The sequence below is a fragment of the Fibrella rubiginis genome (genome assembly GCF_017353185.1).
GTDB classification, from domain to species: Bacteria; Bacteroidota; Bacteroidia; order Cytophagales; family Spirosomataceae; genus Fibrella; species Fibrella rubiginis.
Window position 1 is genome coordinate 663,378 of the sequence record NZ_JAFMYV010000001.1, and the last position, 13,438, is coordinate 676,815.

Consider the following 13,438-nt stretch of genomic DNA (forward strand, 5'->3'; position numbering starts at 1 on the left):
AACCCCTTTCTTGCCATGAAGAAGATCCTCTTTCCAACCGACTTTTCGCCCGAAACGGCCCGGGCGCTGCCGGTGGCCGCTCAACTGGCCCGTCAGCTTCACGCCAGCCTGCAACTGGTACACGTACTTTCTGGCACCAGCCCCGGCTACGCCCCCCGGCTGCACGACGCCAACGAGCAGCACCGGCAGGCACTGGGCCGGGTTGAGCTGCTGTTCGACGACCTGCTCACGCTTCCCTGCCTGCAAAACCTGACCGTACATACCTACGTGCTGGTCGACGCCGACCCGACAGCCATTTTCAGCGATGAACAGCTGGCCTCGGCCGATATACTGGTGGTGGCCTCGACGGGTGCCAGCGGAATCAGGGAAGCCCTGTTTGGCTCGAACGCTGAACACCTGATCCGGCAGGCAAATATGCCCGTGCTGGTGCTCAAAAATCCACCCGCCTACCTCAACCTCAAAACAGTTGTGTTTGCGTCTGACTTTCGGGAGCCTTTCGAGGCGTCGATCAATCTGATGAACGACTGGTTCGACACGTTCGACTTCCCCACCGTACACCTGTTGTTTGTGAACACGCCGGGCCATTTTGTGTCTACCGAAGAGGGCCGTTCGCGGATGGAAACGTTCGCCGCCCGCTACAGGCTGGGCGTCTGTACGCTCAACCAGCTGGATGCCTATGACGTGGAAGAAGGACTGCTGGCGTTTGCTCAGGAGAAAAAGGCCGACCTGATTGTGCTGGGCACTCATGGGCACCGGGGGTTGCGCCATCTGTTGCAGGGCAGTGTGGCCGAAGACGTAGCCAACCACGCCCCGTTGCCCGTACTCACGCTGCCACTCAAGCCCGAACACACGCCACTGGTAATTCTGGAAGGAACCGGCACCACATGGCTATAAGCAGAACGGGGACCTGAGCAACTAGCTCAGGTCCCCGTTCTGCTTATAGCCCTGCATCACAGGTACGTAGCAAACGGAATATGGTCGATATCCGGGCTATCGGCCGGGGTTAGTTCGTCGTAGAGGGCCAGCACGGGCACGGGTGGGTGGTAGGCTACCGACCGGCTCACGCTCTGCTTACGAAGCACGTCGAACAGGCTTTTGTGGTGGGGCAACAGCACCAGCATGTCCACCGGGTGCAGATCGAGGTAAGCCTGAATACCGTGCCGCACGTCGGTGTCGTGGATCGTGTACAGATCGGTTTGAACACCGTCAAAGGCTTTCTGCACATACCGCCGCGACGCGTCTGTGGGCTGGCTGTCGGGCTTTTTGGGGTTTTCGATGGTGAGCAGCGTGAGCAGAGCGGCCTTGCGGCTGGCCAGGTCGGTCAGTAACACCAGCGACTGCGCGTCGTTGACCGAGCGGTAGTCGGTAGCCAGCACGATCTGCTGCAACGGGCGGATGGGGGCGGTGACGGGTACCACCAGCACGTGGGTATTGGCCAGCCGGAGCAGCCCCGTGGCCACGCTGCCTGTCCGTTCGCTGTTGCCCGCCCCCGTTGCGCCCACCACAATCAGGTCGATATGTTCCGTTTCCAGCAGCCGCGCTACGGCGTCGATTGGTTCGCCCAGCGCCACCAGCGTACGGTAGGTGTGGTAATCGGGCTGGGGTGTCTCGGTCACGGCCTGCCGAAATTCGTGCAGGTTCTGCTCGGCGGCCTCCCGCCCTTCGGCCAGCAAAAAGGCCGCGCCATATTCCATGGCGGGTTCAATCGGGTAGGCGTTGAGCAGGCAAAAATTGGCGGCGGTATCGGAAAACAGGGCCTGGGCGTAGGCAATGGCGTGGCGCGAGGCCGCTGAGAAGTCGGTCAATAACAGGATCTTATACATGACAGGGGGAGTTAAAGGGCATAGTCCAGGTTCGATAAATCGTTGATGAGGCGGGGCTGGTCAGAATGCCCGTTGTCGTAGATCGTGAGCATGGGCACGGGTGGGGTGTAGGCCAGTGACCGCGTTACACTGGTGCCGTTCAGCGCGTCGATCCAGCCTTTGTGGTGAGGAATCGTAACCAGCAGGTCAACCGGGTGCCCGGCCAGGTAGGCGTCGATACCCTGCCGGGGGTCGGGGGCCTGCAACCGGGCTACGGCGGGTTCTATGGGCAGCAGAAACTGCCGGATGCGCACCTCCTGCTCAGTATGTACCGGTTGCTTGCCCGGCGTGTCGATGGTGAGCAGGGTGAGGGTAGCTCCCTTGAGGGTGACGAGTTCTTTGAGCGGACAAAGCAGCTTGCAGTTTTTCAGCCGTGCAAAATCAGTCGCCAGCACCACACTCCGTACGGGCTTCGGCCTGGCATCGACTGGTATCACCAGCACGTTGGCTTCCAGCTGCCGGATGAGGGTGGTGGCCGTGTTGCCGAACAACACACTGGTACCGTCTTTCTTGGCCCCAACCACCACATAATCGTAGTTGTCGGTGGTGAGCACACCCTGCACAACAGACAGCAGCGGACCGGGCAGCGCCGTTGCGCGGTACGTGTGCCAGTTGGTGGTGGCCTGTTGCCGAAGGTCGGTAACCAGGTTGAACAGTTGTTCGGAGAAGGCCGTGTGGGCGGTTTGCGTCACGTGCTTCTGGCTGTAGAAGGGGTCGGCCTCAACGGGGTGGGCGCAAAGCAGGTGAAAATCGGCGACGGTATCGCTGAAAAAGGACCGGGTAAAGTGAAGGGCATTGTGGGCGGCTTCCGAAAAATCGGTCAGCAAAAGAATCTTTTTCATGGGAACGATCTAGGTTTCAAGTGGTTAATCAGCAATGCGTTAAGCGGCCGCCAGTACGGGCACCGTAGCCAGCCGGGCTACCTGCTGCGTGACCGATTCGAGCAAAAACGTGTGTAGCCAGGTATGGCCTTTGGGCAGAAGCATGATCAGGTCGGCTTTGGCTTCGGCGAAGTAGGCATCGAGGGCGGCGGGCAGGTCGTAGCCGGGCAAAAAACAGAACGTGTGCGGGTCATGCTGCAACAGCTTACGAACGTGCCGGGCGGCAACCCGCTGTGTGTCTGTTGGTTCGTCTTCTACGCAGATGATGTCTATGGTGGCCTGAAACAGGCGGGCAAACTGCCGGGCGGTATCCAGCGCCAGGCTGTTGATGGGTGCCGACAAATCGAGCGCCAGCACCATGTTCTGAATGGCGTGGTAGGTTGCGCCGGGCGGCACCAGCAGCAGGGGTACGGGGGTGTGGGGAATGAGGCCGGTGGCCAGACTGCCCTGCAACCGTGCTTCATGCGGATGGTCGCCCACGAGGCCCATCACCAGCAGGTCGGCCTTTTCGCGTAGGGCCACCTCAAGAATCGTGTCGGCCGGCGAGCCGACCCCGGCTGATCCGGGCCGGGCAATGATCGATATAGCCAGGCGTTCCTCTGCCGCACCCATCAACTCATGCCGTAGGCTCGTGAGCTGGTGAATAGCCTGAACATACTGCGCCTCGGCGGTAGAGGTGAGCCACTCATGCGCGGGCGCGTTGGTGGGTAGCGGGTCATACACGTGAAGCAGCACCAGCCGGGCATGCAGGCGTTCGGCCAGTTGCCGGGCGTAGTCGGTGGCCCAGTGGGCACTCAGCGAGAAATCGGTGGCTAACAGGATCGTAGTCATAATAATTTGACAGTCATAGGATTATGATACAATTAGTTCCTGTTCCTGGTAGTATTGCTGCTGCCCGTCGGACCACTGAAGCCGGGCTACCCACACGCCTTTGGTCAGTTGTGCCGTCGAGATCACGTGCCGCGGCCGGGCGTCGGGTTCAATGGCTACCCGCACGTCGGGCCCCTGCGTGGTGGGGTAGAAGGTGACATCGCCTTTTTGAAAAGAGAGGGGCAGCACAAAGGCCAGCCGATGGGCAGCGGGTTCAAATGTCATGGCGGTGATTGGTTAAACGGAAATAAACACCACAAAAGTGGCCGGTGGCAACAGCCCCGCGCATGACGCCCGTCAACCCGGTGCTTGATTGATTTCAGGTGGCAGACTGGCGGGGGTCAGTCCCGCCCGCTGGGGCATGCCGCACCTTTGTGCTGTACCTGATTCGCCTCCCAAACCCCTATCGCCATGCGCCGATTAACCGCTCTTTTCCTGTTGTCTATCACCACCCTTACCGCCGTTGCCCAACTGCCCGACGACTGGAACCGGCTGCGCTACTACGCCCACTCTATTGGTGTAGACAGCCTTGGCAATCGGCCTGATGCCCCCACGCTGACGCGTTACTTTACCCAGATTGTTTACGGCCATACGCCCGGCCGGATGGGGTATCAGGGTGTGGCTGAACAACTCGACACAACCCGGATTGCCCGGCTGACAACACTGTTTCTGGCTGAGGCCGACTGGTGCCCACTGCTCGATTCCATGGAATCGCACGACCGCAACTACCTCGCTCTGAAGGCTTACTGCATGCGCTGCCTGGTAGACGATTACCTGGCCGATTCGCTTACCATTGAACAGGTGCAGGAGACGCTGAACACCTACCGCTGGCTCAACCGTTTCGCCACCGGCAACCGCATCGTGGTCAACATCCCGTCTGCCTCGCTGCGGGTAACAGACCGGCTGGGTAACACCCTGCTTAACAGCCGGGTGGTGGTGGGCAAACCCGATACCCCTACGCCCAACTTTACGGCCTACGTACCCAGCCTGGTAATGTACCCCTACTGGAACGTACCCCGGTCTATCATGGTGAACGAATTACTGCCCAAAATCAGGAAGAACCCCGCCGTAGCCCTGGATATACTGAACATGCAGCTTGTTGATGCCCGTGGGCAGGCCGTTGACCCCGGCACCGTAAACTGGACGGCACCGGTGAAGGCGTTCCCTTACCGGCTCCGTCAATCGACGGGCTGCGGTAACGCGTTGGGCGTGCTGAAATTCAACGTCACGGATCCCTATGATATCTACCTGCACGATACCAATGTGCGGCGGCTGTTTAAGGGCGAAAACAGGTTTCTGAGCCACGGCTGCATCCGCGTCGAGAAACCCGCCGAACTGGCTAACCTGCTGCTGGGCCGCGCCCGCTTTGGAGCCGACTACCTCAACACCTGCCCGGTCAATGCCAGCCCCAAAACCCTGCCACTGCCCCGCGCCGTACCGGTGATCATCACCTACAACGTGTTGGAGATGGACGCCGACGGGGCCGTACGGGTGTACCCGGACGTGTATCACGTCTGGCGGCAGGGCCGAACCCTGGTTGCCGGGGAGTGAATACGGGACGGCTTACTGTACCTGACAGCCAGCCACGGGCCTACTCAGGCGTCAGTCATCGCACGTCAGAAACTGCGCTGAGCAATTTGATCTGCGGCGCGTTACCCGCTGGCGTTTAGGCCCCTGCCCATTAAACCCGTTCCAGCAACCACCAGAGGGGTTTGCGGCGGCGGATGATTTTGTAATGCTGGGCCACGTAGGCCTGAATATGCTGCTGCGCTTCGGCCACGTCGTCGGTGAGGCAAACGAGCTGCAGATCCTGCTCCCCGATAGTGCCCGCCCGGCTCATAGCCTGCATGTAGTTCATCAGTGGCTGGTAGTAGTCGCGGCCCATGAGCACCACCGGAAAATTGTGGATCACGGCGGTCTGCACCAGCGTCAGTGTTTCGAACAGTTCGTCCATGGTGCCCCAGCCGCCGGGCATCACCACAAAGGCATAAGAGTATTTCAGCAGCAGCACCTTCCGCACAAAAAAGAAGTCGATGGTGACACTTGTGTGCAAATAAGGATTGGGCTGCTGCTCGAACGGCAGGCGGATGTTGCACCCCACCGACCGGCCACCGGCTTCGTAAGCTCCCCGGTTAGCGGCCTCCATCAGGCCCGGTCCCCCGCCCGTCATGGTCGTGAAGCCCAGTTCATGGATGGCGCGGCCTATCTGCCGGGCCTTCTCGTAGTAGACGTGCCCCTCGCGAAAACGCGCTGAGCCAAAAACGGTTACGCACGGCCCCACAAAGTGCAGCGTACGCAACCCCTTCAAAAACTGCCAGCCTATCTGGAAAATAAACCGCAGCTCAGACTGGCGGTCTTTGGGTCCGTCGAGTGCCTGCGCCAGCGAATCGGTTAGCAGCGGCCGGATAGGCGGCCGGGGGGTGGGGTCAACGGCTGGCAGTGGTGGGGGAGATGTGGTCATAAAGAGGGCTATCAATCAAGGGGTAACAGTACCTGGTTGCGATCAAGTACGTCGGCCACGGTCTGGCGGTCTTCGTGTTTATAGAGGCGGTAGAAGGCATAGGCCATCAGCACCGTCGACGGAAACGCGGCACCCAGCCCCAATGGAGCGATAGCCAGGCAAAACGCCATGCCCCCCAGACAACCCACCTGAAACCAGGGACCTTTCATGAACATCGACAGCGCGATGCAAACCTGCCCCACGGCAATGCACAGCACCATGGGCGTGATGATGGTGCCAAACGGACCAAGAATAAACCGGCTGTAGATCGGAATGGCATAGTCGGCATAGCTTTCATAGACCCAGGGCGTGTTGAGCACCGTGCGGGTGTTGACAATGGCCGCGATGAGAAAAATGAGGAAGAAAACAAAGCGCGTGATGGTGGGCCAGCGGAAACTGCCTACCACTTGCAGTAGCGAAAAAGCGTTGACAACCACGTAGGCGAGGGCAACGAAATAGTCGAGCGTTTTCATGGCGTAGCCGGGTTTGGGGTGAGGTCTTTTTCTGCCCAAAGCTACCAGCCACCTACCCGTTTGCCCAGGGCCTGTGTCAGGTCGACAACTGATGTTGCTCAGCAAGTATCGGTCAGTCGGCCGCTGCTGATCGACAGAGAACGCGCACTCGGCATGCTGCCATGGTGGTTAGGCAGGGAACACCCGCCTTTTCCTGTTGGGAAGCGACTGTGGTGGGGAGCGCAAGTAAAAAGCCGGCTGGTTTCCGAAACCAGCCGGCTTTCTGGGGCAGACAGCCAGTGTGCCAGACGGGGTATGGCTCATGGTCAGTTGGTGCGGGCAACGCCATCGGTCATGATTACGCGCTGTACTACGGCGGGTGCGCTGGTCGATAGCGTCACGGTTTGCTGCGTGGTCTCGAAGCCGTTGCTGAACTCAATCGTGTAGGTGCCGTCGGGCAGTTGGTCGAGGCTGAGGCGGACGCGGTATGCCTGTTCGTTCTTACCCGTCGTGTGCGCAAAAAGGATATCGCCTTTGGTGTTTTTCAGCACCACTGATACGTTGCCGCCGGTCTCTTTGTTAAGCGCCACATTGAGTTTTCCGCTTGCATTTACGTAGACGCCGGTTTTGTAGGCAACGGCCGTTTTAGGGTGAATAATGCCCACGGGTGCGGCCAAAGAAGCCATTGTGAGCGACAGGCCCAGCGAGAGAGCCAACAGGAGTTTGATAAGCGTTTTCATGACAGATTGATGTTTTTTACGTGGTTCACTACACTCCCGTTTATTGCCGGAGTGCGAAACAAAGATATATGCCTTGTTTGGTACTATGCATTGCAAACTACCGGAACGGTTTTTGAGCCTGATGAACGGCCGACCATTGCGTCTGATTGGGCAAACGGTCAGCCCGGCGCGAACATCTGCCTGCAGAACGGGTTTATCTGTATCATGGCCGGGTTGGTGCAAAGCGAGCTAGTTTGCTTATTCTGCCCTGGTCAGTAACCCCAACACGCAACGTTATGGACAGCATTAACCGCCAGCAGCCCGAAGAAAACCACAAAGACCTGCAGGCCACCGAAGCTGGCAAGAAGATCAAAGAGCTTGCCGAAAAAACGAACAGTTGTTACTTCTGCACCGACATTCAGACCGGTAGCCCACTGACGGTGCGCCCAATGGCCGTGCAGAAAGTAGATGAGGCAGGCAATTTCTGGTTTCTGAGTGCCGACGACAGCCACAAAAATCAGGAGATCAAGCACGACAGCGCGGTGCAACTCTTGTTTCAGGGTGGGTCGAACTCCGATTTCCTGAGCATCTACGGCACGGCTACGATCTCCAAAGACAAAGCCCTGATCCATGAACTGTGGACGCCGCTTCTTAAAACCTGGTTCACCGGAGGCGAAGACGACCCCCGCATCACGGTCATTAAAGTAGCCACCAAAGAAGGTTACTACTGGGACAACAAACATGGCGATGCCATTGCGCTCCTGAAGATGGCAGCCGGTGCCGTACTGGGTAAAACCCTCGACGACTCCATCGAAGGCAAGATCACGGTGTAGGTAAGTGGCCGTATCATTGCCCGTATACCATATATAGAAAAGCCGCTCCGGGAAACCAGGGCGGCTTTTGTGCATCAGTACCAATTGAATGAGGTTGTATCATAAGCGGCTGGCCATCAGTAAATAACCCGCTTGGGTTGGGCGTAGCGGAAGCCGCCAACGCCGATGGTCATGGTTACAAAAAAGCCATTGGTCGCATAGCGAGGCCGGTCAGAGGGCACGTCGCCGGTGCTCTGCCAACCCGACGAGCTGGGGCTGATCTGGTAGCCCGCCCGCATACCCAGTAGTAAACCGCCGTAGCCGTCACCTTCGCCAAACGCCACCGGCATCCAGTCGGCACCTACGCCCACCTGCAGCGCTACATTGGGCAGCGTCACCGACGATTCCTGCGTCGACGTACCTATCTGCTGGCGTTGGGTGAGGCCAATGACGGTCAGGCCCGCCCCCGCCGTTGGGTATAGCCAGAACCGGTGGGTATCGACCACAAGGCGCCCTGCATAGAGATAGCCGCCCCCGCCAAACGGCTCGGCATGGTAGGTAGGGCTACCCATACCGTGGGCCATCATGCCAAAACCGCCACCACCCAGAATGTATTTGTTCAGTCGGGCGTAGCCTTCACCACCAATGCATATAAAGTCGTTGCTGAGGCCATACTGCCCCGTTGAGCTAAATTGATCCAGCGTTTGTCCTACCCGGTGCAGGCTGGCATAGCCCATGCGAAAAAAACCGGCCCCGCCCGTCACCCGGCCCGTTTGGGCCAGTGTGGGGGAAAGGCAGGTGGTTAGAAAAAGGAAGGGTAAGAGCATTTTCATGGTAGTGGTTAGCACATCGACGCTTTCGTGACGAGCACCGTTTGCTGATTGTCGTAGAATGTAAACTGGTTAACCAGCCCCCGGGCAATTTGCCGGAGGGCCTCCTGCGTCAGAAAGCCCTGGTGGGCCGTGAGTAGTGCCTTCGGATGGCGCCGGAGCCGGTTTAAGAGATCGTCGGCAACGCCCCATTCCGAAAAATCGTAGTGGAAATAGGTTCGCTCACGTTCGTACACGTCGGCACTATAGCCCGCCAGTTGCCCCCGATCCAGGGCGTTGAGCACGGCGGCGGTATCCACCAGGCGGCCCCGCCCGGTGTTGATCAGGATGGCCGAAGGCTTCATCAACGACAGTGACTGCTCGTTGATCAGGTAATCGGTTAAAGGTGTCAGCGGGCAGTGAAGCGAAACCACGTCGGCCTGCTGAAGCAGTTCGGAGAGCGATACGTAGCGAACACCGTCTTCCAGCAGCTTCCGGTCGGGGCGGATGTCGTAGGCCAGGAGCTTACAACCAAAGCCCTGCATGATGCGGGTGAAGGCTTTGCCAATATGCCCCGTACCCACTACGCCCACGGTCTTGCCGTGGAGGTCGAACCCCATCAGCCCGTCGATGGAAAAGTTGCCCGCCTGTACGCGCCGGTGGGCCGTGGGCAGGTGCCGAACCAGCCCCAGCAGCAACGCTACGCCCTGCTCGGCAACCGAATAGGGCGAATAGCCGGGTACGTGAAGCAGCGTCATGCCCAGGTCGTGCATGGCCACCTGATCAACGTTGTCGAGCCCCACGCACCGCATGCCTACTACGCCCACGCCCATGGCGTTCAGGGCCTCCAGCACGGGGCGGCTCAGGTCGTCGTTGACGAAGGCACAGACGGCACCGTAACCCTGCGCCAGCACAACGATTTGTAGGGTCAGGCTTTGGGGAATGTAGGTGATCTGGTGGTGACTGTTACAGGAAGCAAACTCAGTCTGTTCAAAAGGCAGGGTGCTGAAAAAGGCGATTTTCATGGGGCGTTTCGGCTTAAACTAAACACCCAAAATTGCCTCCTGCCCAACTGCCAGTTCCTGACGGGCCTCAGGTGGGCAGCTGACTTTTGGCAGGTATGCTGTCTCACGCAGCGACCTGACCACGGTGCGTATCTTGCCCGGCAGTGCGTTCTGCGGTAGTTGGTCAACGGCCGACCAGTCGTCGAGGAGCAGATAGTCGTAATCCCGGATCAGCAGGTGGCTGGACAGCGCCACGCTGGGGGTAGCAAAGAGCACTTCCGTGTGCAGGCAGGTGGTGTCTACTGCACCGAGCATGGCGGTCCAGTTGGCCAGTCGGGCTATGGCCTCTGTCCTGGCGGGTTGGCAAACAGATTTGTGCAGGGGTTCTCCGGCGGGCGTATCATAGGGGTAAACGACGCGTAACCGGAGGGGATGATGCCGCGGCTGGGCTAGCCAGGTACGAAGCGAAAGGGCAGTGTCGACGGAACAATCGGTAATGAACAGGGCGGTTTGCATGAGCCAGCGGACATTTCTTTGGCCACAAACGTAGCCGCCCCGCCCGCCCATGAACCTGACGCTGCTCAGGCGCAGGCTTGATTTTTACCCCACCCCCCAACCCCTCCCCTCAAATGGAGGGGAGCCGCACTACAGTAGCTCCGCTGACGCGCTTAGCTGCTGCGAAGTCGCTCCCCTCCCCTCCATTTTGAGGGGAGGGGCCGGGGGTGGGGTTACCCTTTCACCAGTTAGCCCGGCGTAGCTTCTCGGCCTGAACGACCCGGATAGCGCCTGTGGCTGTCTGCTCGATGAGGCCGTCCTGCTTGAACTCGGTCAGGGTGCGGATCAGCGACTCGGTGGCCGTGCCGATCATAGCCGCCAGGTCATCGCGCGAGAGTTGGATGAGGGCGTCGGGCTGACCGTCGGTGAGGCGCAGGAGCGTGTCGGCCACGCGGCGGCGGAGCGAGCTGTAGGCCATGCCCAGCAGTTGCGTTTCGCGCTCGGCTACCCGGCCCGCCAGTAGCCGGATAAACTGCTGGCTAACGGCCGGGCTGGCCAGTACCAGTTGTTGAAAATCAGCTTTGGGAATATACACCAGTTCCGCATCGTCGAGCGTCACCGCCGAGTCGGTATAGTCGGTACCTTCCAGCAGGGCCATGTAGCCGAAAAAATCTCCGGCGTTGTACAAGCCCGTCAGCAGTTCCTTGCCGTCGGCGTTGGTGCGCACAGTCTTGACCTTGCCCGACTGCAGAAAATACAGCCGCGTGGGTTCGTCGCCTTCCGAGTAGACGTACTGTTTTTTCTTGACGGCATGCACCTTGCGGTCGGCCGACAGGCTTTGCAGATTGCCCATCTGCCGGGCATCGTCGAGGAACCGGTCGAGCCCATTGTCCTGGAGGTTATACTCCGTTTTCAAATTCACAAACCGGTTCAGCCGCCCTTCAATGGCGCTGAGCAGTTCCGACTCGTCGAAGGGCTTGGTCAGGTAATCGTCGGCCCCCAGTTCCATGCCTTTGCGGAAATCGGTGCGCTCGGTTTTGGCGGTCAGGAAAATAAACGGCACTCCCGCCAGGCTGGGGTTTTTGTTGAAAATATGCAGTACGCCGTAGCCATCGAGCACGGGCATCATGATGTCGCAGATGACCAGGTCGGGTTTGGCAGCCAGGGCCTTTTCCACGCCGATTTTGCCGTTTTCGGCCGTGTACACGGTGTAGCCGGTCAGCTCCAGAATCTCGGCGGTGTTTTCGCGGATGGCGTCGTTGTCTTCAATCAGGAGAATGGTTTTCATACGGAAGGGTGATGGTGACGGTAGTGCCCCTGTTTAGTTCACTTTGCAGATCGACGTGGCCGCCCATAAGTTCTACGTACCGGGCCACAATATGCAAACCAAGGCCCGTACCGGCCACGTTGGTGACGTTTTTAGCCCGAAAAAATCGTTCGAAGAGGTGCTCCTTATCGTCGGGGGCAATGCCCACGCCCTGATCCTGAACGGTTAGCGTCAGCTGCCCATCGGCAAAGTCGCCCCGCACCGTCACCACCGACCCCGGACCGGAGTACTTAACGGCGTTGGAAAGCAGGTTGACCAGCGTTTTTCGCAGCAACGACGGGTCGAGCCAGATGGGCTGGTTGTTGGGCAGGTGGGTCTGAATCTGCTGATCGGGCTTAAGCAACTCGCGCATGTCGGCCACGGTCTCGGTCACCAACGCGCCCAGATCCACTTCGGCGGGGTGGGCCTCAATCTTGCCTTCTTCCAGCTTGCCTACCGACAAAAACTCCTCCAAAATGTCGTTGAGGTGGTTTACCGACGACCGGATGCGGGCAATGTGTTTCTGGCGCTTGTCCTGCTGATCACCGCCGGGGTATTTTTCAATCAGCGTGGCCGACGTCAGCACCGCCGTCAGGGGGGTGCGAAACTCGTGGGAGGCCATGCTCACGAAGCGCGATTTCAACTCGCCCAGTTCGCGCTCGGCCGCCAGTGCCCGCGATAGCTCATCTTTCGACTGCTCCAGTTGCTCCAGCGTGTTCATGAGCGCGTGGGTGCGGTCGGCTACTTTCTGTTCCAGGTCGGCGTTGAGCCGTTCGATGTGGTCGCGGTGGTCGAGCAACTGCCGTTCGGCTTCTTTTTTGAACGTAATGTCAATGATGTAGGCCACCACATAGAGCGCATCTTCGAGCCGGAAATAGCTGAGGCTGATCTCAACCGGAAACACTGAGCCGTCTTTGCGCTGGGCGTGCAGGTCGCGGTTACGGCCCATTGAGCGCACCTGCGGGTTGTCGTTAAACGAGTGGCGCAGCTTTTCGTGATAGCGACTCACGCCCGTGGGCACCAGTTGCTCAATGGTCCGCGTGAGCAACTGACCGGTTTCGTAACCAAACTGCTGGTCGGCGAGCTGGTTGGCCGATACGATCTGTCCGTGTCCATCGCAGACGATAATGCCGATGGTGGCGTTTGAAAAAATGGCTTCGTAGCGCCGCACGCTATGTTCCAGCTCCCGTTCGGCCTGGTGCAGTCGTCCCTGATCGGTGAGCCGCACCAGACCATAAAACCGGCCGTTGGCCGAGAAGGCGCTGATCATCAACTGTCCCCAGAATGTTTGCCCATCCAGCCGGGCTATTTCGGCTTCTTCCTCATGGTGGCCCAGGGCCAGGATTCGGGCAATCAGGCTGTCGCGCCCTTCGTCGCTGAGGGGTTGGTTGCGCAGGGAGCGCGACCGGATGGGGTCATCCAGCAGGGCCTGCTCAGAGGCATAGCCCAGCATACGAACCCCGGCCTGATTCACGCGCGAAAATCGCCCGTTTGTGAGGTCGTAGATGGCAATAAAATCATCGCTTTTCTCGAAAAGTAAATCCGTTAATGCGCTTGAATAGAGTTCGGTGAGCATAGGAAAGGCTGAGGACTGCTTCATCACAATCTACAGCGAATTTTTTAGAAACGGGCCAACAATCAGGGCGATAGCTGATCGGTATCAGTCCATTTGGTAACGAAACCCTGCACTTTTACACGACCCATTGATTTGTAAACAGGTAGACTACC

General features: G+C 59.0%; 15 protein-coding genes. 3 read left to right on the plus strand and 12 right to left on the minus strand.

The genetic code is table 11. The annotated features are described in order from the left end of the window. Positions 1-15: 15 nt before the first annotated feature. A complete protein-coding gene (locus tag J2I47_RS02515) occupies positions 16-894 on the plus strand; it encodes a universal stress protein (RefSeq protein WP_207362966.1) in 879 nt (292 codons plus the stop codon). 56 nt (positions 895-950) lie between these two features. Here J2I47_RS02515 and J2I47_RS02520 read toward each other — a convergent pair whose 3' ends face one another. The 4 genes from J2I47_RS02520 to J2I47_RS02535 are packed head-to-tail and all read right to left on the minus strand — an operon-like array spanning position 951 to position 3,838. Then, entirely contained in the window at positions 951-1,823 is an 873-nt protein-coding gene (locus tag J2I47_RS02520) for a universal stress protein (protein ID WP_207362967.1), read from the minus strand. A gap of 11 nt (positions 1,824-1,834) precedes the next feature. Next, positions 1,835-2,704, minus strand: coding sequence for a universal stress protein (locus J2I47_RS02525; protein ID WP_207362968.1), 870 nt, complete (start codon positions 2,702-2,704; stop codon positions 1,835-1,837). 39 nt (positions 2,705-2,743) lie between these two features. Then, positions 2,744-3,574, minus strand: coding sequence for a universal stress protein (locus tag J2I47_RS02530; RefSeq protein WP_207362969.1), 831 nt, complete (start codon positions 3,572-3,574; stop codon positions 2,744-2,746). A gap of 21 nt (positions 3,575-3,595) precedes the next feature. Then, on the minus strand, positions 3,596-3,838 hold the full coding sequence (locus tag J2I47_RS02535) for a FixH family protein (RefSeq protein WP_207362970.1): 243 nt from the start codon (positions 3,836-3,838) through the stop codon (positions 3,596-3,598). Between the two features lie 186 nt (positions 3,839-4,024). Here J2I47_RS02535 and J2I47_RS02540 point away from each other — a divergent pair, with 186 nt between their 5' ends. Continuing rightward, positions 4,025-5,164, plus strand: a complete 1,140-nt coding sequence (locus J2I47_RS02540) for a L,D-transpeptidase family protein (protein WP_207362971.1) — start codon at positions 4,025-4,027, stop codon at positions 5,162-5,164. 130 nt (positions 5,165-5,294) lie between these two features. Here the strand turns inward: J2I47_RS02540 and J2I47_RS02545 are convergent, their stop codons facing one another. The 3 genes from J2I47_RS02545 to J2I47_RS02555 all read right to left on the minus strand — a co-directional run bounded on the left by J2I47_RS02545 (position 5,295) and on the right by J2I47_RS02555 (position 7,305). Next, the gene (locus tag J2I47_RS02545) at positions 5,295-6,074 is read right to left on the minus strand and encodes an LOG family protein (RefSeq protein WP_207362972.1); all 780 of its coding nucleotides are present in this window, start codon (positions 6,072-6,074) and stop codon (positions 5,295-5,297) included. Positions 6,075-6,085: 11 nt separating this feature from the next. Beyond that, positions 6,086-6,586, minus strand: a complete 501-nt coding sequence (locus tag J2I47_RS02550; RefSeq protein ID WP_207362973.1) for a hypothetical protein — start codon at positions 6,584-6,586, stop codon at positions 6,086-6,088. A gap of 305 nt (positions 6,587-6,891) precedes the next feature. Then, positions 6,892-7,305 carry a T9SS type A sorting domain-containing protein gene (locus tag J2I47_RS02555; RefSeq protein WP_207362974.1) on the minus strand — a complete coding sequence of 138 codons (414 nt, stop codon included), beginning with the start codon at positions 7,303-7,305 and terminating at the stop codon, positions 6,892-6,894. A 275-nt stretch (positions 7,306-7,580) separates the two neighbouring features. On the opposite strand from J2I47_RS02555, the gene J2I47_RS02560 reads away from it, so the two are divergent. Then, entirely contained in the window at positions 7,581-8,117 is a 537-nt protein-coding gene (locus J2I47_RS02560) for a pyridoxamine 5'-phosphate oxidase family protein (protein WP_207362975.1), read from the plus strand. A 116-nt stretch (positions 8,118-8,233) separates the two neighbouring features. Here the strand turns inward: J2I47_RS02560 and J2I47_RS02565 are convergent, their stop codons facing one another. The 5 genes from J2I47_RS02565 to J2I47_RS02585 all read right to left on the minus strand — a co-directional run bounded on the left by J2I47_RS02565 (position 8,234) and on the right by J2I47_RS02585 (position 13,286). After that, complete coding sequence (locus J2I47_RS02565) at positions 8,234-8,929, minus strand: hypothetical protein (protein WP_207362976.1); 696 nt, start codon at positions 8,927-8,929, stop codon at positions 8,234-8,236. A gap of 8 nt (positions 8,930-8,937) precedes the next feature. Continuing rightward, a complete protein-coding gene (locus J2I47_RS02570) occupies positions 8,938-9,930 on the minus strand; it encodes a 2-hydroxyacid dehydrogenase (RefSeq protein ID WP_207362977.1) in 993 nt (330 codons plus the stop codon). Positions 9,931-9,948: 18 nt separating this feature from the next. Continuing rightward, positions 9,949-10,425, minus strand: coding sequence for a hypothetical protein (locus tag J2I47_RS02575; protein ID WP_207362978.1), 477 nt, complete (start codon positions 10,423-10,425; stop codon positions 9,949-9,951). 220 nt (positions 10,426-10,645) lie between these two features. After that, a complete protein-coding gene (locus J2I47_RS02580) occupies positions 10,646-11,692 on the minus strand; it encodes a response regulator (RefSeq protein WP_207362979.1) in 1,047 nt (348 codons plus the stop codon). Continuing rightward, complete coding sequence (locus J2I47_RS02585) at positions 11,670-13,286, minus strand: sensor histidine kinase (protein WP_207362980.1); 1,617 nt, start codon at positions 13,284-13,286, stop codon at positions 11,670-11,672. The genes J2I47_RS02580 and J2I47_RS02585 overlap by 23 nt, the downstream gene beginning before the upstream one ends. Positions 13,287-13,438 lie beyond the last annotated feature (152 nt).

What these genes read in the sequence shown, in the direction of transcription:
- J2I47_RS02535 (WP_207362970.1), bottom strand. Translation starts at nt 3,838, where the DNA reads ATGACATTTGAACCCGCTGCCCATCGGCTGGCCTTTGTGCTGCCCCTC.
- J2I47_RS02555 (WP_207362974.1), bottom strand. Translation starts at nt 7,305, where the DNA reads ATGAAAACGCTTATCAAACTCCTGTTGGCTCTCTCGCTGGGCCTGTCG.
- J2I47_RS02530 (WP_207362969.1), bottom strand. Translation starts at nt 3,574, where the DNA reads ATGACTACGATCCTGTTAGCCACCGATTTCTCGCTGAGTGCCCACTGG.
- J2I47_RS02550 (WP_207362973.1), bottom strand. Translation starts at nt 6,586, where the DNA reads ATGAAAACGCTCGACTATTTCGTTGCCCTCGCCTACGTGGTTGTCAAC.
- J2I47_RS02560 (WP_207362975.1), top strand. Translation starts at nt 7,581, where the DNA reads ATGGACAGCATTAACCGCCAGCAGCCCGAAGAAAACCACAAAGACCTG.
- J2I47_RS02585 (WP_207362980.1), bottom strand. Translation starts at nt 13,286, where the DNA reads ATGCTCACCGAACTCTATTCAAGCGCATTAACGGATTTACTTTTCGAG.
- J2I47_RS02540 (WP_207362971.1), top strand. Translation starts at nt 4,025, where the DNA reads ATGCGCCGATTAACCGCTCTTTTCCTGTTGTCTATCACCACCCTTACC.
- J2I47_RS02570 (WP_207362977.1), bottom strand. Translation starts at nt 9,930, where the DNA reads ATGAAAATCGCCTTTTTCAGCACCCTGCCTTTTGAACAGACTGAGTTT.
- J2I47_RS02545 (WP_207362972.1), bottom strand. Translation starts at nt 6,074, where the DNA reads ATGACCACATCTCCCCCACCACTGCCAGCCGTTGACCCCACCCCCCGG.
- J2I47_RS02520 (WP_207362967.1), bottom strand. Translation starts at nt 1,823, where the DNA reads ATGTATAAGATCCTGTTATTGACCGACTTCTCAGCGGCCTCGCGCCAC.
- J2I47_RS02575 (WP_207362978.1), bottom strand. Translation starts at nt 10,425, where the DNA reads ATGCAAACCGCCCTGTTCATTACCGATTGTTCCGTCGACACTGCCCTT.
- J2I47_RS02515 (WP_207362966.1), top strand. Translation starts at nt 16, where the DNA reads ATGAAGAAGATCCTCTTTCCAACCGACTTTTCGCCCGAAACGGCCCGG.
- J2I47_RS02525 (WP_207362968.1), bottom strand. Translation starts at nt 2,704, where the DNA reads ATGAAAAAGATTCTTTTGCTGACCGATTTTTCGGAAGCCGCCCACAAT.
- J2I47_RS02580 (WP_207362979.1), bottom strand. Translation starts at nt 11,692, where the DNA reads ATGAAAACCATTCTCCTGATTGAAGACAACGACGCCATCCGCGAAAAC.
- J2I47_RS02565 (WP_207362976.1), bottom strand. Translation starts at nt 8,929, where the DNA reads ATGAAAATGCTCTTACCCTTCCTTTTTCTAACCACCTGCCTTTCCCCC.